The sequence below is a fragment of the Streptomyces sp. NPDC005866 genome (assembly GCF_040629895.1).
Lineage (GTDB): Bacteria > Actinomycetota > Actinomycetes > Streptomycetales > Streptomycetaceae > Streptomyces.
In genome coordinates this window covers 1-22,787 of record NZ_JBEXWP010000045.1, presented here as the reverse complement: position 1 = coordinate 22,787, position 22,787 = coordinate 1, and the positions used below count along the sequence as shown (strand labels likewise).

Genomic DNA, 22,787 nt, shown 5'->3' with positions numbered 1-22,787 from the left:
CGGTCACGCACTCTCACCCCCCTAGTTTCACGTCAGGAGCAGCTCTCCATGCGCCTATCTCTCGTCATGTCCCGCCTCCGCGGGCGCAGCGCCCTCGGCAGGCTGACGCTGGGCGTCGTCCTCGCCGCCGTCCTGTCCGCCCTGTTCACCGTCGCCCCGGCCCAGGCGGCAACCGGCCAGATCACCGGGCTGGCCGGCAAGTGCATCGACGTGGCCGGCGCGAGCAGCGCCAACGGCACCGCCGTCCAGCTCTACGACTGCAACGGCACCGGCGCCCAGAGCTGGTCCAACAACGGCGACGGCACTCTGCGCGCCCTCGGCAAATGTCTCGACGTGGTCGACCGCGGCACCGCCGACGGCGCCGCCGTCCAGCTCTGGGACTGTTCCGGCGGAGCGAACCAGCAGTGGGTCGTCACCGCCGCCCATGACATCGTCAACCCCGCCGCGAACAAGTGCCTCGACGTGCGGGGCAACAGCAGCGCCAACGCCACGCCCCTGCAGATATGGACCTGCTCCGGCGCCGCGAACCAGAAGTGGAACGCCCCGGCCAGTGGTGGTGGAGGCGGCAACCCGTCCGGGTTCGTCGTCAGCGAAGCGCAGTTCAACCAGATGTTCCCGAACCGGAACGGCTTCTACACCTACCAGGGCCTGACCGCCGCCCTCAGCGCCTACCCCGGCTTCGCCAACACCGGCAGTGACACCACCAAGAAGCAGGAGGCCGCCGCCTTCCTCGCCAACGTCAGCCACGAGACCGGCGGACTCGTGTACGTCGTCGAACAGAACACCGCCAACTACCCGACGTACTGCGACTGGGGCCAGCCCTACGGCTGCCCGGCCGGCCAGGCCGCCTACTATGGCCGCGGCCCCATCCAGCTCAGCTGGAACTTCAACTACAAGGCAGCCGGCGACGCGCTCGGCATCGACCTCCTCAACAACCCCTGGCTGGTCCAGAACGACTCTGCCGTCGCCTGGAAGACCGGCCTGTGGTACTGGAACACGCAGAGCGGCCCGGGCACGATGACCCCTCACAACGCCATGGTCAACGGCGCCGGCTTCGGCCAGACGATCCGCTCCATCAACGGCTCCCTGGAATGCGACGGCCGAAACCCGGCCCAGGTCCAGAGCCGCGTCGACGCCTATCAGCGCTTCACCTCGATCCTCGGCGTCACCCCCGGCGCCAACCTGTACTGCTGATCATTTCCGGCTCTCCCCGCACGGGCGGACCTGTGGAATCCCCCACCGGTCCGCCCGTGCTCCCTCGGCCGGTTCTTCGTCGGCGGGCGGGTGCCACCGGCCGGGGCGCGTAGGGGCGGCGTCATGGAGGGCCGTCGAGCAGCATGACGTGAACCAGGCAGGGATTCCTCATGCCCTGTCGGAGGTAACGGTGGGGTCCCGGCGCGGGCTGAGTATGTGGGGGACTGCCGGCTGCGAGCGGAACGGGGAACGCGAGGGGAGACGGGGTGGATGCAGCCCGGACAGCACTTTTTCGCCCGGTGGCCGCCACGGCACCTGACCCGTAGGAGAGATCGCCCACAACACCCTTGCCCGGGACGGTAGGGGATGCCGAGGACGCGGGCCGGCTCCTTCTCGTGGACGAGGTTGTCGGTGGTCCAGCAGCTGCCGAGGCCGCGGGCGCGGGCGCGGGCGGCGAGCATGAAGCTCCAGACGGCGGGGAGGATGGAGCCCCAGGTGCCGGCCTGCTTCAGGATGGGCGCGTCGTCGGTACGGCCCTCCACACACGGCACGACGATCGCCGGGACCTCGTGGATGTGCTGGTAGAGATGGGCGGTGCCGGAGTACACCCGCTCCATGTGCGCCACGTCGGCTCGGCGCACGTCCCGTTCGGGGACGGGGTCGGAGACGCCCGGCGTGCGCACGCCGTCGCGCCACACCTCGGCCGGCGCGGCCCGCCGCTCGGGGTCGGTCACGATCACGAAGTGCCAGCGCTGACGGTTGCGGCCGGTCGGAGCCTGGACCGCCCAGTCCACGCATTCTTCGAGCAGTTGGCGAGGTACGGGCCGGGTCAGGTCGAGGCGGTGACGGACCGCCCGGATGGTGGACAGGAGCTGGTCGGAAGAGAGGTCGAGAGTCATGCGTTGACCTTCGCGGCGCGTCGCTTGCTTGATCTGCTCACCATGCTCGTTGTGTGCTCGGTCGCCGCCGCGCCCACGGTGAACGGGCGGCCGTTCTGGGGGTGATGGGCCCGGATCGCCATCGGACCTTGACTTGCCCATGACAGATAAGGAAACGTGCGCCGAACGGGCATCGGCGCATGATCGGGGCCACGCCGAGGCCGGGCCGCTTCGGCGCACACGCCTCGCCTCGACGGGAGCCGACGGGCCCGGACTCCTGGCCCGGAAGCACTGCCTACCGGGGGCGGCCGGCCGGCCGCGAGGACGGCCCAGCGAACCGAGCAGGCGGATCCGTGGCCTACGTACCGGAGGAGGTGTACGCGGCCTTCCCAGAAGCAGGACCTCGAGCACTGGGCTGTGCGCACGGGCTCGGATTCCCGGTGGATGCACGAACGGGAGTGGCGCCTGCCGGTGAAGGAGGACTCCTCCATAGGCAGCCTGTCCGCGATCCTGGTCGGCGACGTCAACCGGCCGCCGTCGCTGATCCGAGGATGGGTCGACCGGTCCACGGGGAAAGTGCTGATCGGTGAGGAGAAGCACGCGCCCGGCACGCTGCTGTGAGATCCCCAGCCCGGGCGCCGAGGGGCTTGCCCCTGGACGTGCCGGAGCCCCGGCGTGGTGCGCGCCGGGGCTCCGGGTATCGCCCGGGCTCACGGGGGGAATCACCGGGCGAGTCTTCACAGGCGGCTCCGTCAGGTCGATGCGCTCGACTCCGCGTCATCGGTTGACCGTGACGTGAAAGACCAAATTGAAGTTGGTCGATCGTCCAAGACGCCGGTTAACATACGAGTGAGCATGTCACTCTTGAGGGAACGGTGGACCGGATGTCTCGTATGGCAGCGAAGGACCGGCGGGAAGAACTCATCGCTGCGGCGATCCGTGTCATGGTCCGCGAAGGAGTCGCCAAGACGACGACACGCGCCGTCGTCAACGAGGCGAAGATGCCATTGGGTGTTTTTCACTACTGCTTCAATTCACGTGAGGAGCTCCTTCAGGAAGTCATCACCCGCATCACGGACAGCGGCGTCGCCAAGGCGCGGAGCGTGTTCGAGGGAGAAGGTGACCTCGGCGCGCGGATCGCCAAGAGTCTGTACGCCTTCTGGGAGGCGGTCGAGCTCAATCCGGGAGAGCAGCAGGTGGGGTATGAACTCGCCCACTACGCGCTGCGCCAGGACGGTTTCGAGGACCTGGCTCGACGGCAGTACGAGCATTACCTGGAAGTGCACGAGCAGCTCCTCGCGGAAGCTGCCGAAAGCGCGGGGATCCAGTGGACCGTGCCCATTCCCATCCTGGCCCGTTACCTCAATTCGGTGCTGGACGGCGTCACACTGTGCTGGCTGGCCGACCGTAACAGCGAGCACACCCGCGAGGTGCTCCGCTTGACCGGCGAGCACCTTATGAGCCTCGCCGCCAAGGACGACTGATGATTTGATCACCCGCCTGAGTCCGGCACGAAGGCGGCATCGTCGGCAAGCCGTGGCAGATGAACCAGGAATTCTCGGGCTGCTTCGTCCCCGGTGAGGCCGGTTCGCATCTCCCGCCTCATATTCCGCCAGAACGGGCGCGTCGGTCCTGTCCGCGGGGCATGCGCCAGGGCGCTCCCGCATGAATTCCCGAGGACCCGGCCGCGTTACCGACGGGCGTACAGGAGCCGCCTATGGACGCACCGCTCACGGGCGCGTGCCGCTCCCGCCGATGGCGGCCACGACAAGCGGGCGGGTGGGGTCGATGGCTGCCGCCGGACCCACCCGCCCCGGACTCCTCTTGTCGCTGTGCGATCAGCGTGTCGCGTCAGTCGAACAAGTCGGGCTGTTCCGCGGTGATCTGGTCCCACAGCGGACGGAACTGGAACCAGCCCGGCAGGGCGCCGGTGATCTGCCCCCGCACCATCCGTGCCGTCTCGGAGTCGATGAGCTTCGGCTCGCCGGCGGCCATGGCCAGTAGCTGGGCCTGGCATGAGCGTTCCATGGTGATGAAGTACCAGGCCGCCTCGGCCACGGAGGCCCCGACCGTGAGCAGTCCGTGGTTTTGCAGGATGACCGCCTTGGCGTCGCCCAGGGCCACACCGATCTTCCGGCCTTCCTCCGTGTCGTTGACGACCCCGCGGTAGTCCGAGTAGATGCCGTGGTCCTCGAAGAAGGCACAGGCGTCCTGGGTGATCGGGTCCAGCGGGACGCCGAGGCTGGAGAAGGCCTTGCCGTGCACGGAGTGGGTGTGCGCGGCCGCGACCACGTCGGGCCTGGCCCGGTGCACTTCGGAGTGGATACAGAAGGCGGCGTTGTTGACCGGCCGCTTGCCTTCCAGGAGTTTGCCGTCGTGGTCGACGAGGATGAGGTCGCAGACGCGTATCTGGCTGAACGACATGCCGAAGGGATTGACCCAGAAAGCCGACGAGTTCTCCGGGTCACGGGCCGTGATGTGTCCGGCCACGCCTTCGGAGAATCCGAACCGGGCGAACAGGCGGAAGGCGGCGGCGAGTTCCTGCTTGCGGACCTGACGCTCTTCCTCGACGCTCAGGTTCTGCTGGGGCAGCGGCAGAGTGACGCCTTCGGGCATGGCGCCGACAGACGCGTGCGGGGCGGGTGTCGTGGTCAACGGGCTGGCCTTTCGTTGTCGGGTGGTCGATCGCACGGTCACTTGTTCCGGCGGCGCGGGCGGTTGCCGTACATGACATCCACCAGGCGCAGGATGGACCGGTAGGCCGAGGGGTCGAACGGAAGCATGTGAAGGTCGCGGCGCATCGGGAACCGGTTCACGCTGACGGCTTGGAGCCGGGTGTACTTGCGGATTCCTTCGCCGCCGTGCCGGACACCAAGGCCTGATTCCTTCCAGCCGCCCATGGGCAGGCCGAGGGCCATGTAGTTGGTCTGGGCGTCGTTGATGGTGACGCAGCCGGCCTCGAGCTGCTCCGCGAGGTGCCGGGCGCGCTTCATGTTGGAGCTGATGACGGTGGCCTGCAGGCCGTAGGTGCTGTCGTTGACGAGCCGGACGGCCTCTTCTGCGCTTGCGACCTTCATGACGGGCAGCGTGGGGCCAAAGGTCTCCTCACGCATGCATTTCATGGTGTGGTCGACATCCACGAGCAGGGTGGGTTCGAAGAACCGGCCGGGGCCCGGTGCGGCGTGGCCTCCCGCGAGTACGCGTGCCCCTCGGCTCACGGCGTCCTCGACATGGTCCTCAATGATCGCCATCTGGGGCGGGAAGGTCATGGCGCCCACGTCGGCGCTGCCCAGCCCCGCCGGCCTGCCTGAGGTGACCTCCTGGAACCGTTCGCGCAGCCTGGCGACGAACGCGTCGTAGAGGGGCTCCTCCACATAGACCCGCTCCACGGAAGTGCACATCTGGCCTCCGTTGCACAGGGCACCGTGCAGGGTGACGTTCACGGCTCGTTCCAGGGAGGCGTCGGCCAGTACGACCAGGGCGTCCTTGCCGCCGAGTTCGAGCGAGCAGGGGATGAGCCGCTCGCCCGCCCGCGCCGCGACGGCTCGGCCGGTCTTCGTCGATCCGGTGAACATCACGAAGTCGGCGGCGTCGACCAGAGCCTGGCCGGTGGTGCCGGCGCCGGTCACGACCTGGAACACGTCCTGGGGCCAGCCGCACTCACGGGTCATTTTCTCCATGAGCAGCGCGGTCAGCGGCGTGTACTCGGAGGGCTTGAGGACGACCGCGTTGCCTGCGGCCAGGGCGGGGATGGCGTCACCGAAGGAGTTGATCAACGGGTTGTTCCACGGACCGATGACGCCAACGACGCCGAGCGGTACGCGACGGGTGTACATGCTGCGCCCGAGCACGAACGGCGAGAGTGAGCGGATCTTCGTCTCGGCGAGGTAGTGCCGCGCGCGTTTGGCCCAGTAAGCGAAGGCGTTGACGCAGTAGACGATCTCTACGATCGCGTCCTCTTCCGCCTTGCCGTTCTCCGCGACGATGGAGTCCGTGATCTCCTGTCGGTGGGCCAGCAGCCACTGACGGCCACGCGCGAAGAATTCCGCACGACTGCGGGAGCTCAGTTCCGCCCAACCCGGCTGCGCCCGCCGGGCTCGTGCGACCGCCTGCGCCACCTCTTCCGCCGACGCGTCCGTGACATGGCCGACGACTTCTCCGGTGGCCGGATTGTCCACTGCTATGGGTGCGTCCACCCGGGCACCACCTGGGCTGAGCGATCGAGTCTGAGCCACGGAAAAACTCCTGCCGGAACGTTGACTTCGGTTCGCCCAGAATGAGACGGTCGCCCGTACAAGTCAAGCGTCTTGTACAAGCGTCCAACATTTAGGGACGCCAGGGCAGACCGTCACCGAGGAGCAGCTGGAATGAAGCGGATGACATCGGTCGCATTGAGCGGCTTCGGTGTTCCCGAGTCCCTGCGCTGGCATCAGGGAGCCCTGTGGTTCTCCGATCTCGCGCACGGCACGGTGCACCGCTGGGACGGCAGCGGAGAAGCCGAGACGGTGCTCAAGGTCCCTGGCCGGGCCGGCGGGCTCGGCTGGCTTCCGGACGGGCGCATGCTCGTCGCTTCCATGGACGGAGGCGTCGTGTACCGGCTGGAAGCAGACGGCGAGCTCGTCGAGCACGCGGATCTGCGGCATCTTGTCGGCGGCCCGGTCAACGACATGCTCGTCGATCCGCTGGGACGCGCGTACGTCGGCAACTTCGGCTTCGACTACCACGCGTTCGCCCGCGAGCACGCGAACGCCATGCTCTACGCCCCGCCCGGCCCACCGAAAACGCCGATCGCATGCCTGACCCCGGACGGGACCTTGCTGGGCGTGACCGAACCGGTGCTCTTCCCCAACGGATGTGTCCTCACGGCCGACGGCGCCACCATGGTTGCGGCCGAAACCCTCGCCATGCAACTCTCCGCCTTCCCCGTGCTCCCGGACGGCACTCTGGGCGAGCCCCGACCCTGGGCCCCGCTGATCTCACCGTTCCTGTGGCGTGCGGTGAACCACCCGGGACTGCTCGGCAGGATCACCCGGCGCGTCTCGGCACTCCTGGACCGCCCGGCCATCGCCAAGCGCTCCGCCTCGCCGATCGCCCCCGACGGCATCGCCTGGCACAGCGACGGGGCAACGATGTGGATCGCGAACGCTTTGCGCGGCGAATGCGTGCGCGTGGCCGAGGGCGGCCGCGTCCTCGATCGCGTCGCGACCAGCCAGAACACACTGAGCTGCCTGGTCGCAGGGCTCGACGGGCGCACCCTGTTCGCGGCGACCGTTCCGACCGACGATCCCGTGCGCGCCGCCGAGCTGAACGGCGGTCGCATCGAGATGTTTCGCCTGTGAATCCCTCGGTAACAACCAGGGCCGATTTCATATCGGACAGTTGACTTGGACAGACGACCAGGAGACTCTGTGGCCATGAGTGAAACGCCTGAAAACAGCCGGGTCCTTCTCGTCACCGGCGCGGCCTCCGGCATCGGCGCCGCGATCGCGGAGCTGGCGGTCGCACGCGGTCATCGGGTGATGCTGACCGATGTCAACGAGCAGGCCGTGCAAGCCCGCGTGCTCAGCCTGGGCAGCCGGGCCGCCGGCTGCGTACTGGACATCCGCGATCCGGCAGCCTGGGCCAAGGCCTTCGAAGCGGCGGAGGCCGCGTTCGGTGCCGTCGATATTCTGGTCAACAACGCGGGCATCACTCACACCGGCCACGCGCGAGACCTCAGTCCCCGGCAGCACCGCGACATCGTCGAGGTCAACCTGCTCGGCACCATCACGGGCACCTGCACTGCGATCGAGCGGATGACCGCAAAGGGCCGCGGCCACATCATCACCGTCTGCAGCATGACGGCATTCCTCCCGCTACCCGGATACGCCACCTACTGCGGCTCGAAGTACGGGATGCGGGCCTTCCACCACAGCGTGGCCCTGGAGGAACGCGACGGGCCCCTGGACTTCACGATCATCCATCCTCCGTCCACGCGCACGGGCATGCTCGACCAGGAGATGGCCGACCCCGCTTGTGCCATCTCCTTCGCCGAGAAGTCGTACGCGCCCGAGGAGATCGCCAAGACCGTCGTCGACGCGATCGTCTCCAAGCCGGTCGAGGTGGTGTTCCCGCCGCTGGGCGGTCGGGTCCAGCGGATCGCCGGTGTCTTCCCCCGCCTGATGAGGCGGGTGATTCCGCTCGCCGAGGCCAGGGGCAGGCGACACCGGGACCGCCTCATCGCCAAGGCGGGTGCCCACCAGCCCGGCACGGCACGGCCTACGGACCGGTCCACCGTCTGACCCTTGCTGTTTCCGGCCGCCGCTGACCAGGCCGGTCAACGTGAACTACCAAGAAAGGGTGCGGATGTGAGCGCACATGTGGTGTCCCGGCCGGACGTGAAATCGGCCGCCTCTGCCCTCGCCGGCCTGAGCGAGGTCCGGATGGCCCAACTGAACCGGGCCACCGAGCACTTGGATACGCCGTTCGCGGTGGTGGACCTGGACGCCTTCGACGCCAACGCCGAGGATCTGACGCGCCGCACGGGCGGGCTCGCCACCATCCGCGTGGCCAGCAAGTCGGTCCGCAGCCGTGAGTTGATCCAGCGTGCCGCCCAGTGGGAGGGCTACCACGGCATCCTCGCCTTCACTCTGCCCGAGGCCCTGTGGTTGGCAGAAGACCACGAGGACGTGGTCATCGGCTATCCGACCGCGGACCGCACCGCGCTGCAGCGGCTCGCGAAGGACGAGCGTGCAGCCGCCCGCATCACCCTCATGATCGACTCCGTCGGCCAACTGGACTTCATCGACAACGTGGTGGGCACTTCCCGGCCCGACCTGCGCGTGTGTATCGACCTGGACGCCGCGCTGGAACTGGCCGGCGGCCGCATCCACCTGGGCCCGCACCGCTCCCCCGTGCACTCCCCACGACAGGCCGCGGCGCTCGCCCGGGAGACCGAGGGCCGCCCAGGCTTCCGCCTGGCCGGAGTGATGTCCTATGAGGGCCAGATCGCCGGCCTCGGCGACAACCAGCCCGGCTCCCCGCTCAAGCGGGCAGCGCTCCGCGCCATGCAGCGCTTCTCCGCCCGCGAACTGGCCGACCGGCGCGCCGCCGCCATCGCCGCCGTCGAGGCCGTCGCACCGCTGGAGTTCGTCAACGGCGGCGGCACCGGCTCCATCGAGCAGACCGCGTCCGAGCACGTCATCACCGAGATCGGCGCCGGATCAGGCCTGTACGGACCGGGCCTTTTCGACTTCTACCGGCGTTTCCGTCCGCGGCCTGCCGCCTACTTCGTCATGTCGGTCGTACGCCGCCCGACAGACAAGATCGCCACCGTGCTCGGAGGCGGCTGGGTCGCCTCCGGACCGACCGGTCGTGACCGTCAGCCCACCCTGGCCTGGCCCCAGGGCCTGCGGATGAACCCCCTGGAAGGCGCGGGAGAGGTGCAGACGCCGGTGCTCGGCACGGCAGCGCACGGACTGCGCCTCGGGGACCACGTGTGGTTCCGGCACGCCAAAGCCGGCGAACTGTGCGAGCGGGTGAACACCCTCCACCTGGTGTCCGGAAGCGAACACGTCGGCCAGGTCCTCACCTACCGGGGCGAAGGACACGCCTTGCTCTGACCACTCCCCCATCCGCGGCCCAGTCTCCCGGAGGCCCGATGCTCCCCGACTTCGACTCCCCCGCTCCACCCCTTGCGGGCTCCGTCGGCCAGGCCATCGCCCATGGACCAGCCGAACCCGTCACACGTCGCTGGACCACCCTGTACGGCCTGGTCTGGTTCGGCTTCTGGATGGCGAATCTCGTCCCTCTCCAGCTTCTGCTCCCTCAGCAACTGGAGATGATCGACCCGTCCTCAAAGGTCTACGACTTCGCCGTGGTCAACGGTGTCTCCGGGCTGGTCGCGCTCATCGCCCTGCCCCTGTGCGGCGCCCTGTGCGACCGTTCCCGCAGCTCCTTCGGCCGACGCAGACTCTGGCTCGCAGCAGGCGCGATGGCCTTCGCCGTCGGGCTGATCGTCACCGGCGCGCAGACGACGGTGACCGGTGTGGTGGTGGCATGGGCTGCCAGCATGATCGGGCTCAGTGCAGCCACCGCCGGGCTCACCGCCGTCATCGCCGACCGTGTTCCCGAAAACCAGCGAGGCATGATCTCCAGCGCCATCTACGGTCCCCAGGCCCTCGGCGTGGTCGTCGGCATCGCCCTCGTATCGGCCCTCGGGCTGTCTCCCACGTCCGGATTCGCAGTCATCGCGGCCCTGTTGATCGTCTGCATAGTGCCGTTCCTGACTGGTCATCGCGACGTTGCTTTCAATGTCGAGGCGCGGCTCAGCATCCGAGAACTGATCGCGTCCATAGGCAGCTCGCTCAGGAACCGGGAATTCGCCTGGGCATTCGGCGGACGGCTCCTGGTGAACCTGGCGAACTCGCTGGGCACGTGTTACACGCTCTACTTCCTCACCGACGGCCTCAAGGTCTCTAATCCGGCCGGCAGCCTGCTGGCCTGCACCGTGCTTTATCTTCTCGCCGGCCTTGTGGCCACCACGGCCGCCGGTGTGCTGTCCGACCGCCTCGGTCGACGACGGATCTTCGTCGCCCTGGCGGCGCTGCTCCAGGCGGCTTCCGGCTTCCTGCTGGCGAGCGCCCCAAGCCTCACCGTCATGATGGTGGCATCCGCTCTCATGGGTGGTGGTTTCGGTGCGTACATGGCCGTCGACCAGGCCTTGATCACTCAAGTTCTCCCCGATGCCGAGAGCCGGGCAAAGGACCTCGGCATCATGAACATCGGCTCGGTCGTTCCCCCTGCAATCGCTCCGTTGATCGCCGGCGTGGTCATCAGTTCAGAGCGCGGCTACCCGCTCCTGTTCGCCCTCGTAGGCGCGGCCGCAGCCGTCGGAGCGCTCCTTGTGTACCGCATCCGTTCCGTCCGCTAGATGCGCGGAAGGCCCCCACGCCGATCTCACCGGGGAAGCAAGAGGACGTGGCACCTGCGCGGACGCCTGGACCGAACCGGCGTTTCGGCAACGAGTACTGCAATGAGTTCTGGGTGACTGACCCAGCCTTCCCCGATAGCTCAATCGAGAGGTGGTAACAGACATATGCACTCCGGACAGCCGACGCCGGTGACAGATCTTCCCGCGCTTGATGACCTCATGGCTTTCGACGAGTTTTCGCGCGACTTCGTCGAGACCGCCCGAGAGCTGATACGCCGAGAGGGAACAGGACTTCTCAAGGGCCCGGAGAACAGCCTCGTCGTCCTGCGCAACAAGGACGTCAGGGCACTGGCGGCGAACCCGGCTGTGGGCAACATGCCGGCAGACGTTCTGTTCTGGATGGCGACCGAGATGGATCTCGGCTCCGGGCCCGGTGTGAAGCCGGACCCAGAGCAGACCGCAGGCTTCGGGCGGTTCCTGCGGAATCAGGTGTTCACGTCCAATCCCCCGTTGCATCAGCCGAGCCGCAACATCCTCGTCCGGCAGCTGATGCCCAAGAAGATCATGCGTTTCGCCCCGGCCGCGCAGCGTCTCGCAGAGGAACTCGTCAAAGAGTGCGCAGGACGGGAGCAGATCGACTTCTCCCATGAGTTCGCCGGACGGTTCGTCACCCGCTTCTGGGCCGAGCAACTCGGCCTGAGCAGGGACCAGGCGGCACACGTCCAAGAGCTCATTGAGGAGATGAACCTGACCTTCCTGCTCTCCCGCTCCCCCGAGCAGTCCCAGCGGATGTTCTCCGCTGTGGCGACCTACATGGACGTGGTCGGGGAAGCGGTCCGGCAAGCCTGGGCCAGGCAGGACAACGAGTTGCTCCTCGGCATGGCGGCCGACCTCGCCGCGATCGATCTCGAGGGCGAGCCGGAGGACATCGGTACGCTGGTGGCCGCGAACTTCTTCGACGGCTTCCACACGGTTGGCGTGGCGATCGTGAACGTCGTCTACCGCTTGGTGAGCGATGAAGCGGCGCACGCACAGGTCCGGGCCGACCGGGCACTGGTCGCCAACGCGTTCTCCGAGGGCACCCGACTGGAGTCGCCGCTGATGGTCAGTCAGCGGCTGGCCTTGCAGGACGTCGAGCACCAGGGTGTACTCATCCCCGCCGGTACTCCCATCGTCATGGTCTGGGCCGCGGCAAACCGTGACCCCGAGGTGTTCACCGACCCCGACAGTTACCAACTGACCCGGCCGATCCTGCACGGCACGACCTTCGGTGGCGGCGGCCACCTGTGTCCGGGCAGGAACGTGGCCCGGATGCTCACCGAGACCGTCGTGACCGCGCTGACCGCACCCGATATCGACATCGCACTGGCCAGGGACGAGCCCGCGTGGGTGCCTCACTCGCTGATGCGGCACATGACGGCACTCCCCCTCACCCTCCGCCGGGTGAGCAAGTGAGCACCGTCGTCATCGTCGGCGCGGGTCAGGCGGGCTCGGAACTGGCCGTGGCACTCCGGCAGACCGGCTTCGGCGACCGCATCGTCCTGGTCGGGGCCGAACGCCACCTGCCCTACCAGCGCCCGCCACTGTCCAAAGCGTTCTTGCGCGGCACGGTCGAACAGGACGCACTGCGGACTCGCACCTTGGACGCCTACACCAACGCCGGTATCGAGGTCGAACTCGACACTTCAGCGGTCGGGATTGACCGCCAGACACGATCCGTCACCTTGGCCGACGGACGCAAGCTGCGCTACGACAAGCTGGCCCTCACCACCGGTGGCAGTCCGCGTCCTCTCCGATTCGGCTCCGACCACATCGCGGTCAGGACTCTGCATCACCTCGACGACGCGCTTTCGCTGCGGCAGGAACTCCACTCCGGTGGCACGATCCTGATCGTCGGCGGCGGATTCATCGGCCTTGAGACGGCGGCCGCCGCGACTGACATGGGGATCGCGGTGACGCTGGTAGAGGCCCAATCGCGAGTCCTGGCGCGAGCCTGCTCACCGGCCGTCTCCGCCTTCGTCGAACGCGAACACCGCAATCACGGCGTCGATCTGCGCACAGGCACGTCCGTCCGCAGCGTCGCCCGGCGCGACGGAGCCCTCCTTGCGGAACTCAGCGACAACACCGTGGTCAGAGCCGACCTGATCCTGACCGGCGTGGGGATCGCTCCGAACGACACCCTCGCCGCCACCGCGGGACTCGCAGTCGACGACGGTGTCCTGGTCGACGCCGCGGCCACGACCGAGGACCCCGACATCGTCGCCGCGGGCGACTGCACACGACAGTGGCACGGTTTCCTCGGCCGCAGCGTGCGCCTCGAGTCCGTTCAGAACGCCACTGACCAGGCCAGAATCGCGGCCCGGACCCTGTGCGGGAAGCCGACCGAACGCTTTACGGCGCCCTGGTTCTGGTCCGATCAGTACGACCACAAACTCCAGATGGCCGGCCTTCCGCAGGCGGGCGACACGGCTGTCGTCCGCGGCGACCCGTCATCGCACTCCTTCACAGTGGTGTATCTGCGTGACGGCGTGATCACCGGCCTGCACGCTGTCAACCGGCCGCGGGATTTCGCGGCCGGCCGGCAGCTCGTCACGGCGCGGGCCGCCATGGCCCGAGGTGAAGCCGTCTCGGAAGATGTCCCGCTGTCCGAATTGATGAAGCAACACCAGTACACCGTAGAAGGGCGTGCCTGACGTGCCAGTGATCAGGTTCATCGAGGCCGACGGAACAACACACCCCGTGGAGGCCGCCGTCGGCCAGAGCCTCAAACAAGCAGCACTTGACCATCTCGTGCCCGGCATCATCGGCGACTGCGGCGGCTGTGCTTCCTGCGGAACCTGCCACGCCTACATCGACGAGAAGTTCCTGCCGGTCCTCCCTCCGGCTGATGAAAACGAGGAGATGATCCTCGAGGGGGTACCGGCGCCACGCACCTCCAACAGCCGCCTCTCCTGCCAAGTCCCTGTGACAGCCGAAATGGCCGGGATGGAAGTACACATTCCTGAGACCCAGTTCTAGTTACGGATCATGTCGCGAGTGCCAGGGTGGCTCGGCCAGCTCGGTGCCTGGCTCACCGAGCTGAGTGAGCGGCGCGCCGGCGTGGGCCGGGAGAGTCGAGAGTCACGGAGCGAGCGCAAGGACAATACGGCCGCCGAAGAGTCCGGCGCATCCGAGGCACCCCAGGCGGTTCAGGGCGCTCAGGAACTGCAGGGCATCTCAGGGGTGCGGGGAGCCGCCTCGCCGCCTGCGCCCGACTCTGAGTCGCCGTTGGCTTTCGTGTCGCGCCCTGAGCCCGCGCTGGCCGTCCTCTTCCGGTGCCTACGGAAGAACACCCTGCTGACCGCGACACCCCGCGCCCCGACATGACCGACTGCCGCATGTCTTCGAGTTCCGCGGTCCGGTCAAGTGACACTCGTCGGCAAGCGCGAGCGCATATCGCATCGGCCGCAGATACATTCATCGATTTCATTTCTCAATGTCATGACCAACAACTGTTGGACCTCTGAATCATCGGTTCCTAGGCTCGGCCAGGCAGGCCTTCCGTACGAGAAGACCTCGACCACCTGTCTTCCACACCGGGAGGAGACGTCCGATGAAGCAACGCACGCTCGGCCGACAGACGGTTTCGGCGATCGGGCTCGGCGGCATGCCGATGTCCATCGAGGGCCGCCCCGACGCCCGCAGATCGATCGCGACGATCCACGCCGCACTGGACGCCGGTGTCACGCTCATCGACACAGCGGACGCGTATCACCGCGACGCCGGCGAGGTCGGACACAACGAGGAGCTCATCGCACGGGCTCTGCGCGCCTATGGCCGGGGAGCGGACGACGTGCTCGTCGCGACGAAGGGCGGTCACCTGCGGCCCGGCGACGGCAGCTGGACCGTGAACGGCGATCCGGCCCACCTCAAGCACGCCGCCAAGGAGTCGGCAAAACGCCTGGGCGTCGAGGCGATCGGCCTCTACCAGTTCCACCGCCCCGACCCGCGCGTCCCGTACGCCGATTCGATCGGTGCAATCCGTGACCTGCTCGACGAGGGCGTGATCCTCATGGCGGGCATCTCGAACGCGACCGTGGAGCAGATCGACGAGGCGAACGAGGTCCTGGGCGGTCGCCTCGACTCGGTCCAGAACCAGTTCTCGCCCAGGTTCCGCTCCAGTCTGAGCGAGCTGGAACACTGCGCCGAACTAGGGATCGCGTTCCTGCCCTGGAGCCCACTGGGCGGCATAGCGAACGCGCCCGAACTCTCGGCGCACCACGCCGCTTTCCGCGAGGTCGCGGACGAGGTAGGCGCCAGCGTCTACCGCGTGACCCTGGCCTGGGAGCTTGCCCTCGCGCCCGTGGTGGTCCCGATTCCCGGGTCCTCTCGCCCCGAAAGCATCCGTGACTCAGCGGCAGCCACCGACGTCAAGCTCACCCCCGAGCAGATTTCCCGCCTGTCGGCGGCCTGAGGCGCCCGATACCGGCACCGAATACCCGATTACGAACAAGGAACCGATCGTGAAGACGTTCAAACTGCCCGGCACCGACATGGTCGTCCCGAACATCGTGCTCGGCCTGATGCGCATCCAGGACAAGAGCGACACTGAGGTGCGCGAACTCCTCGCCACCGCCCAGGACGCGGGAATCACGCTCCTCGATCACGCCGACGTGTACGGCAGCGAGCTGCACGGCTGCGAGCGCCGTTTCGCCGAGGCGATGCGGCTGAGCTCCTCGCAGCGTGAAAAGTTGATCATCCAGTCAAAGGCCGGCATCGTCCGCGAAGGCCCTTACTTCGACTTCTCCTACGAACACATCATGGAGTCAGTGGACGGTTCACTCAAAGCTCTCGGCACCGACTACCTCGACATCCTGCTGCTGCACCGTCCCGACGCCCTGGTCGAACCCGAAGAGGTCGCGCGGGCCTTCGACGAACTCGCCACCGCGGGCAAGGTACGGGCCTTCGGCGTCTCGAACCACACCCCCCGGCAGATCGATCTGCTGAGCCGCCACGTCGGTCAGCCGCTGGTGGTGAACCAGCTCCAGCTGTCGATCACGCACGCCCCGCTCGTCGCGCAAGGCGTCGCGGCCAACATGCAGGGCCTGGACCAGTCGGTCAGCCGTGACGACGGGCTCCTGGACTACTGCCGACTGCACGACATCACCGTGCAGGCCTGGTCACCGTTCCAGGCCGGGTTCTTCGACGGACCGTTCCTCGGCTCGGAGCGCCACACCGAGCTCAACGCCGTCATCGATCGCCTGGCGGCGAAGTACGGTGTGCCGCCCCTTGCCATCGCGACGGCCTGGATCACCCGCCACCCCGCCCGGATGCAGGTGGTCATCGGCACGACCACACCGCAGCGCGTCGCGGACGCCGCCCTCGGTTCGGACCTACCACTGACCCGTGCAGAATGGTACGAACTGTTCCGCGCCGCCAACTACATCGTGCCCTGACCGTCGGCCCGACTTGGCGTGGATCATGGAGTTTCTCTACGTTCCAAAGATCCGCAAGGGTGCCGTGCCCGTCGCTCCATCTTTGCTCATGCGTGTGGTGTTGCCGGATGCACCCTCGGTGGCGCCGGGCATCCCCGAGGGGCTGCTGGAGGTTCTGGCCCAGGTGCCCGACCCGCGCGATCCGCCCGGGGTGCGTTACCGATTGGCCACTCTGCTCGTGATCGGTTTCTGCGCGATGACCACGGCGGGCCACAATTCCCTTGTCTCCATTAATGGATGGGCGCGTCGCTGTGACCAGCGGACCCTGGCCTCCCTGGGCTGCCCCTACCACCCGCTGACCGGCCGGGTCCGCTGTCCGGACGAGAAGACCCTGCGCGCGACGCTTACGGCAAGGTCGACCCCGGCGAGCTGACCCGCTTCCAGCGCCTGGCCGTGCTGGCCAAGATGGCCCAGGCCGTGCCGCCCGGCGATCTGACGCCGCAGGGGCTGCCCGAACGCGAACAACGACGGGCCCACCGCGCCACACGCCGACGCCGACCTCGCCGACGCCGTGGTCACCCTGGACGCGCTGCACGCCCAGCGTGAGCACGCCCGCTACCTGGTCGAGGAACGCGGGGCGCACCACCTGCTCAGCGTGAAAGGCAACCAGAAGAACCTCGCCCGCCAGCTCAAGTCCCTTCCCTGGAAACGGATTCCGGTCCTGCATCGCACCGCCGAGCGCGGCCACGGCCGCGAGGAGATCCGCGAACTGCAGGTCGTCAGCATCAACAGACCACTCTTCCCCCACGCGGGGCAGGTTGTGCGCATGCGGCGCCGAACTCCGGGGCCGTGGCCCACGACGCGCCTCGACTGCTTACTTGCCGCCGATCGGCGGATCACCGTTGTTTTTGCCGTCTCGGTTCCGGCACCGCAGTGCGCGGGGGCCAACGAGCCGTCTCGTGATCGGAAATCGGCCAAACAGAGTTCACCACGTGGCCGCCGCGGGAGGCGAAGGTGCGCACGACCTCCGACACACTAGGTAAGGAACACCGGTGGACACACCGACCGGAACGTCCAGCACATCTGACAGATCCAGCACGCCGAAGGAATCGAGCACGACCGGCGGCCTCAGCCGCCGGCACGCCCTTGGGCTCTTGGGTACGGCGGGCACCGGAGCCGCCGCGACCACGCTCCTGGGCTCCGGCCCCGCGGCGGCGGAGCCGTACGGCGCCCCCGCGATCCACACCGCGCCCGGCTCGACCGGGGCGTCTCCCGTGCAGGGCCTGCACCTGACCTTCGGCGCAGACCCGAGCAGCCAGATGGTCGTCTCCTGGCTCACCGACGGCCCGGTGAACCGGCCGGTCGTGCGCTACGGCACGATGGATGGCGGCATAGGCAAGAGCGTCGCGGCGACGACCCGCACCTATCTCGACGGAAAGTCCGCACGCACCGTCTACGTCCACCACGCCGCCGTGAACCGGCTCTCCCCTGGCACCGACTACGTGTACGTCGTCTCCCACGACGGTGCCACGCCCGACAGCGGCACCTTCCGCACCGCACCGCGCGGGCGGGCCCCCCTCACCTTCACCAGCTTCGGCGACCAGGCGGCGCCGCAGGTGTCGTGGGCGTCCGACGGAACGCCCACGATAGACAACAACTCCACGCCCGCCAGCAAGGACATCGTGACCGGCATCGAGCAGGTCGCGCCGCTGTTCCACTTGCTCAACGGCGACCTGTGCTACGCCAACAGGGATGTCGACCGCGTCCGCACCTGGAACAACTTCTTCACCAACAACACCCGGTCGGCCCGTTTCCGCCCCTGGATGCCCGCGGCCGGCAACCACGAGATCGAGTCCGGCAACGGTCCGATCGGTATGGACGGGTTCCAGGCCTACTTCACCCTGCCGTCGACCGAGACCGACGCCGAGCTCGCCGGCCTCTGGTACGCGTTCACCGCCGGCTCGGTCCGGGTCATCGTGCTGCAGAACGATGACTACGTCCTCCAGCGGGCGAGTGACTACTACATCAACGGCTACTCCGGCGGTCGGCAACTAGCCTTCCTCGAAAAGGAATTGAAAGCCGCCCGGTCCTCGAAGGAGATCGACTGGGTGGTCGTCGCGATGCACCAGGTCATGATCAGCTCCTCGGACGCCAGTGGTTCCGACATGGGACTGCGGCAGAATTACGGGCCGCTGTTCGACAGGTACGGCGTCGACCTGGTGGTGTGCGGCCACGAGCACAACTACGAGCGATCGCTCGCCGTGCGCGGCGTCGTCGCCGGAAGCGAGACCCTCACCCCCAATCCGGTCTCGCAGGCGACGGACGACATCGACACCTCCATGGGCACCGTGCACATGGTGCTCGGCGGTGGCGGCGTGTCCGGCACGAACTACCAGAGCTTCTTCAAGGATGGCACCGCCAAGGTCATCGCCCCGGCCCCCGGCGGCGGCAGCGTCAATGTCAAGGAGCAGGCGGTCTGGATGGGCACGCGTGACGACCAGCACCCGTACGGCTTCGCGGCGTTCACTGTCGACCCAGGCCGGCACCCCGGCGACACGACGCGCATGTACGTGACCTACTACAACGTGAACAAGCCCAACGGCGATCTGTCGGTGTTCGAGCGGTTCACCCTGCACCGCAAGCGCTCCGACGGGGCACGCTGACCGTACGCGTTCGGCGGCAGGAGCGCAGGGAGGCGCGCTCCTGCCTACGGGGGGCAAGAGTTGTCGGCCCGTTGACGCCGGCCGAACCGGGCCAGGCTACTTTCGAACCGCCTCCGTCTCGTCTGCCCGAAGAACGTGTGCACGATGCTGCGCACAGCGGAGCCGCCGGCTACGACAGCGGCCGACGGCCGCGGCACTGGCCGCGCCGCGGCGGCCGAAGCCGCGGGCCACGGCGAGCAGGTGAGCGCCGGTCCACCCCGGCCACCCGGCAAACCCCGCGCTCAGGGCACTCCACCTCGCCGGCTCTGAACGGCAACCGCGCGCGTCGTTCAGGACGGTGTCGAACATGCAGGCGTACGGACCCTTGACCCGCCCCGGACAGTCGGGAGTACGATCCGGCGGACAGGAAGACAACGTTGTCAAAGTAGAGGCGTCCCGTATGTCAAGGTTCCGAACCCGCTGGCGACTCGCCGTGGGAGTGATCGCGTCATCGGTGGTGGCCGCCGGAGCGCTGGGGGCGCCGGCCGCCAGTGCCGCACCGCCGGCGGTCTCCGACCCGACCGTGTATGTCGATCCGCAGGTAGGCAATACGACCGACGGGATGACGTTCCCGGGGGCGTCCATGCCGTTCGGGATGGAGCAGAACAGCCCGGACACGAACGTCGGCAACGCGGCGTACAACTACGACGCCACCACGATCACCAGCTTCAGCCAGGTCCACCTGTCCGGCGTCGGTTGCCCCGCCGGCAGCTGGATACGGGTGATGCCGACCACCGGCGCCGTCACGGACACCTCGCTGGCCGCGAACATGTCGCCGTACAGTCACTCCACCGAGCAGTCCACGCCCGGGTATTACGCGGTCACCCTGGACAAGCACAACATCCAGGCGGAGCTGACGGCGTCGACCCGCGTCGGCATGGACCGGTTCACCTACCCGCAGAACACCAGCGACCCCAAGCTGGTCGTCGACGTCACCGACGTGTGGGGCCAGACCTTCGCCAGCGATGTGCAGGTGGTCGGCGACAAGATCCAGGGCTCGGTGACCAGCGGATCCTTCTGCGGTAGCGGCCGCCCGAGCCGGTACACGGTGTACTTCAGCATGACGCTGAACCGGCCGATCACCGATGTCGCCACTTGGAACCGCGGAGAGAAGACGCCGACCGACGGCCGTAGGTCGGCAACCGGCGGCGCCGTCGTCTCGGTGGCGCCGAACGCGAAGACCCCGCTGGTCACCACCACCGGCATCTCGTACACCTCGATCGCCGGTGCCGAGAAGAACCGGATGGCCGAGGCCACCGGCGGCAACGGCAAACCGGTCACCTTCGACAAGATGCGCGCCGACACGCACAACGCGTGGAAGAAGCAACTGCTGAGCGCCAGGGTGTCCAGCAACTCCAAGGCGGACCTCAACACGTTCTACACCGCGCTCTACCACAGCCTGCTGCACCCGTCGGTGGCTGAGGACGTGGACGGTACGTACCAGGGCTTCGACCACAAGCTGCACCAGGTACCGAAGGGTCACCACTACTACCAGATGTTCTCGATGTGGGACACCTACCGCTCGCAGAATCAACTGGTCGCCCTGCTGGCACCGGACCGGGCGACCGACATGGCGCAGACCATCCTGGATATCTACCAGCAGGCCGGCTGGGTGCCACGCTGGTCGCTCGGGCAGGCTGAGACCAACGCCACCAGCGGTGATCCGGTCACGCCGTTCATCGTGTCCCTCTACTCGCGCGGCTTGTTGAGCAAGAACCTTGCGAACAACCTCTTCGACGCACTGTGGAAGAACGTCAACGAGACGCCGCCGCCCGCCACCAACATCAACGGCCGTGCTTACAACCCGGATTACCTGACCAAGGGCTACATCCCCTCCTCGGACATCCCGAACGAGGCGGCCTCGATCGGACTCGAGTACTCGCTGGCGGACTGCGCGCTCGGCACGATGGCGCTCGGGCTCGGCAAGGACGCCGAGGCCAGGCAACTGCGGCCGCGTTGCGACGCTTTCGAGAACATCTGGGACACCTCCGCCACCTCCATGGGCTACACAGGCTTCCCGCAAGTACGTGACAGCAACGGCGCCTTCGTGCCGGCCGACTCGGTGGCCGACGGCACCGGTTTCAAGGAGGGCACCGCCTGGCAGTACCAGTGGCTGGCCCAGCAGGACCCGAAGGCGCTGTTCAGCCTGATGGGCGGCCCGGCGCCGGCGGAAGCACGGCTCGACACCTTCTTCTCCATGCCGTCCGTGCTGGCCGATCCCACCACGGCCGCCTCGCAGCACTGGGTGACCGGTTCGGTGGATTACGCGGGGCACTACGAGTTCAATCCGAACAACGAGCCGGACTTCCATGCCCCTTGGATGTATGCCTGGACCGGCAGCCCGTGGAAGACCTCCGCGGTGACACGAGCCCAGCGCGCCCTCTTCACCGACGGCCCCGAGGGCATCCCCGGCAACGACGACCTCGGCGCAACCTCCGCGCTCGGTGTCTTCGAAATGCTCGGCCTGTTCGAGGCCCAGCCCGGCTCGGGCAACTTCGTCCTCTCGGCGCCGATGTTCCCGAAGGCGGTCATCACCCAGTCCAACGGCAACAAGCTCACCATCAACGCACCGGGCGCCTCCTCGACCACCCTCCAGTACGTCAACACCCTCACGGTGGGCGGCTCCCCCAGTACCAAGAGCTGGATCTCCGACAAGAAACTGCTCAAGGCCGGCACGGTGAACTTCACCCTGACCACCGACCCGACCGCCACTTCCTGGGGCGTCGGCCCGGCCAACCAGCCCCCGGCGATGCTCGGCACCACGGCCAAGTAGCGCAACCGGGCCTCAACACCGCTGTCCCCCCGCGCCTTCACGGCACGGAGGGGACGGCGGCCTTTCTCCGAAGACGCTAATGCCTGTTCGCCGACCCGGTCCTGACCCAGCTGATCACTCCGGACCGCGGCCGCGGGATCCTGGCCACGCCCCGCTCTACTGGCGGCCCGGCTGCGTGTTCTGCATGAACCTGCGGCTGAGCCTGCTCTCCACCCGCCTGCGCTACACCCAGAGGTCCGCCCTGCCACGGCCTCGGCGTTGCGCCGGGCCGGGTGGCCGTCAGGCCCCTCATCAGCGGTCAAGCTGTGCCCCAGGCCCGGTGACAGCACCCCCAGGCCATGCGTACGGCAGGGGGTAAACAGTCATGCCGGGCCCGGGTGCCAGGAGCCCTGTTGCGGGCCCACAAAGAAAGTAGCGGGGCAAGGAAACCGAACACCCAGGGGTGATCTCGCTCTGGCGCGGCAGGGGGCCGGCCCCCTGCCGCCCGGCGCAGCGCAGCGTTCAGTACTCCTCGGTCTCGACGAAACCGGCGTCCGCGTCGTTGTTCGCACCGAAGGCGTCGGCAGCGGCCGTGGGGTCGAATCCGGGCGGGCTGTCCTTGAGGGCCAGGCCCATGCCGGCCAGCTTCCCCTTGACCTCGTCGATGGACTTCGCACCGAAGTTACGGATGTCCAGCAGGTCGGCCTCGGAGCGCGCCACGAGCTCACCCACGGAGTGGACGCCCTCGCGCTTGAGGCAGTTGTACGAACGGACGGTCAGCTCGAGCTCCTCGATCGGCAGTACCAGATCGGCGGCGAGCGCGGCGTCCGTGGGGGACGGCCCCATGTCGATGCCCTCGGCGTCGATGTTCAGCTCGCGGGCGAGACCGAACAGCTCGACCAGGGTCTTACCGGCCGACGCCATGGCGTCACGCGG

At 67.8% G+C, this 22,787-nt stretch carries 20 protein-coding genes; 16 read left to right on the top strand and 4 right to left on the bottom strand.

Annotation, left to right across the window (positions count from 1 at the left end; genetic code table 11):
• The first annotated feature begins 66 nt into the window (after positions 1-66).
• Positions 67-1,194 carry a glycoside hydrolase family 19 protein gene (locus tag ABZ396_RS39430; RefSeq protein WP_358923478.1) on the top strand — a complete coding sequence of 376 codons (1,128 nt, stop codon included), beginning with the start codon at positions 67-69 and terminating at the stop codon, positions 1,192-1,194.
• On the opposite strand, the gene ABZ396_RS39425 is transcribed toward ABZ396_RS39430, so the two are convergent.
• Positions 1,140-2,093 (bottom strand): nitroreductase family protein, encoded by a 954-nt coding sequence (locus tag ABZ396_RS39425; RefSeq protein ID WP_358923414.1) that lies wholly within the window; start codon positions 2,091-2,093, stop codon positions 1,140-1,142. The genes ABZ396_RS39430 and ABZ396_RS39425 overlap by 55 nt on opposite strands.
• Positions 2,094-2,516: 423 nt before the next feature.
• On the opposite strand from ABZ396_RS39425, the gene ABZ396_RS39420 reads away from it, so the two are divergent.
• Both ABZ396_RS39420 and ABZ396_RS39415 read left to right on the top strand, forming a co-directional pair.
• Complete coding sequence (locus tag ABZ396_RS39420) at positions 2,517-2,693, top strand: hypothetical protein (RefSeq protein WP_358923412.1); 177 nt, start codon at positions 2,517-2,519, stop codon at positions 2,691-2,693.
• 272 nt (positions 2,694-2,965) lie between these two features.
• Positions 2,966-3,556, top strand: a complete 591-nt coding sequence (locus ABZ396_RS39415; protein ID WP_358923410.1) for a TetR family transcriptional regulator — start codon at positions 2,966-2,968, stop codon at positions 3,554-3,556.
• 367 nt (positions 3,557-3,923) lie between these two features.
• Here ABZ396_RS39415 and ABZ396_RS39410 read toward each other — a convergent pair whose 3' ends face one another.
• Positions 3,924-4,727, bottom strand: a complete 804-nt coding sequence (locus ABZ396_RS39410; protein WP_358923408.1) for a class II aldolase/adducin family protein — start codon at positions 4,725-4,727, stop codon at positions 3,924-3,926.
• Positions 4,728-4,765: 38 nt separating this feature from the next.
• Positions 4,766-6,307: an aldehyde dehydrogenase family protein gene (locus ABZ396_RS39405; RefSeq protein WP_358923406.1), complete on the bottom strand. Its 1,542-nt coding sequence runs from the start codon at positions 6,305-6,307 to the stop codon at positions 4,766-4,768.
• Positions 6,308-6,439: 132 nt separating this feature from the next.
• On the opposite strand from ABZ396_RS39405, the gene ABZ396_RS39400 reads away from it, so the two are divergent.
• The 13 genes from ABZ396_RS39400 to ABZ396_RS39340 all read left to right on the top strand — a co-directional run bounded on the left by ABZ396_RS39400 (position 6,440) and on the right by ABZ396_RS39340 (position 21,872).
• Positions 6,440-7,411 carry an SMP-30/gluconolactonase/LRE family protein gene (locus tag ABZ396_RS39400; RefSeq protein ID WP_358923405.1) on the top strand — a complete coding sequence of 324 codons (972 nt, stop codon included), beginning with the start codon at positions 6,440-6,442 and terminating at the stop codon, positions 7,409-7,411.
• Positions 7,412-7,486: 75 nt separating this feature from the next.
• Complete coding sequence (locus ABZ396_RS39395) at positions 7,487-8,353, top strand: SDR family NAD(P)-dependent oxidoreductase (RefSeq protein WP_358923403.1); 867 nt, start codon at positions 7,487-7,489, stop codon at positions 8,351-8,353.
• A 141-nt stretch (positions 8,354-8,494) separates the two neighbouring features.
• A complete protein-coding gene (locus tag ABZ396_RS39390) occupies positions 8,495-9,673 on the top strand; it encodes an amino acid deaminase/aldolase (RefSeq protein WP_358923476.1) in 1,179 nt (392 codons plus the stop codon).
• Between the two features lie 38 nt (positions 9,674-9,711).
• Complete coding sequence (locus ABZ396_RS39385) at positions 9,712-10,983, top strand: MFS transporter (protein WP_358923401.1); 1,272 nt, start codon at positions 9,712-9,714, stop codon at positions 10,981-10,983.
• A 219-nt stretch (positions 10,984-11,202) separates the two neighbouring features.
• A complete protein-coding gene (locus ABZ396_RS39380; RefSeq protein ID WP_358923399.1) occupies positions 11,203-12,438 on the top strand; it encodes a cytochrome P450 in 1,236 nt (411 codons plus the stop codon).
• Complete coding sequence (locus ABZ396_RS39375) at positions 12,435-13,676, top strand: FAD-dependent oxidoreductase (RefSeq protein WP_359187008.1); 1,242 nt, start codon at positions 12,435-12,437, stop codon at positions 13,674-13,676. Before ABZ396_RS39380 ends, ABZ396_RS39375 begins: the two co-directional genes overlap by 4 nt.
• Positions 13,669-14,001, top strand: coding sequence for a 2Fe-2S iron-sulfur cluster-binding protein (locus tag ABZ396_RS39370; protein WP_358923397.1), 333 nt, complete (start codon positions 13,669-13,671; stop codon positions 13,999-14,001). The genes ABZ396_RS39375 and ABZ396_RS39370 overlap by 8 nt, the downstream gene beginning before the upstream one ends.
• 574 nt (positions 14,002-14,575) lie before the next feature.
• Complete coding sequence (locus ABZ396_RS39365; protein ID WP_358923395.1) at positions 14,576-15,436, top strand: aldo/keto reductase; 861 nt, start codon at positions 14,576-14,578, stop codon at positions 15,434-15,436.
• A 49-nt stretch (positions 15,437-15,485) separates the two neighbouring features.
• Positions 15,486-16,418: an aldo/keto reductase gene (locus ABZ396_RS39360; protein WP_358923394.1), complete on the top strand. Its 933-nt coding sequence runs from the start codon at positions 15,486-15,488 to the stop codon at positions 16,416-16,418.
• A 25-nt stretch (positions 16,419-16,443) separates the two neighbouring features.
• Entirely contained in the window at positions 16,444-16,830 is a 387-nt protein-coding gene (locus tag ABZ396_RS39355) for a transposase family protein (protein WP_358923392.1), read from the top strand.
• Positions 16,831-16,968: 138 nt separating this feature from the next.
• Positions 16,969-17,436, top strand: coding sequence for a hypothetical protein (locus ABZ396_RS39350; RefSeq protein WP_358923391.1), 468 nt, complete (start codon positions 16,969-16,971; stop codon positions 17,434-17,436).
• Between the two features lie 115 nt (positions 17,437-17,551).
• Positions 17,552-19,060 carry a metallophosphoesterase family protein gene (locus ABZ396_RS39345; protein ID WP_358923389.1) on the top strand — a complete coding sequence of 503 codons (1,509 nt, stop codon included), beginning with the start codon at positions 17,552-17,554 and terminating at the stop codon, positions 19,058-19,060.
• 439 nt (positions 19,061-19,499) lie between these two features.
• Positions 19,500-21,872, top strand: a complete 2,373-nt coding sequence (locus ABZ396_RS39340; protein ID WP_358923387.1) for a GH92 family glycosyl hydrolase — start codon at positions 19,500-19,502, stop codon at positions 21,870-21,872.
• A 501-nt stretch (positions 21,873-22,373) separates the two neighbouring features.
• On the opposite strand, the gene ABZ396_RS39335 is transcribed toward ABZ396_RS39340, so the two are convergent.
• Positions 22,374-22,787 (bottom strand): DNA-directed RNA polymerase subunit alpha C-terminal domain-containing protein (locus ABZ396_RS39335; RefSeq protein WP_358923386.1); only part of this gene is annotated, 414 nt, incomplete at its 5' end.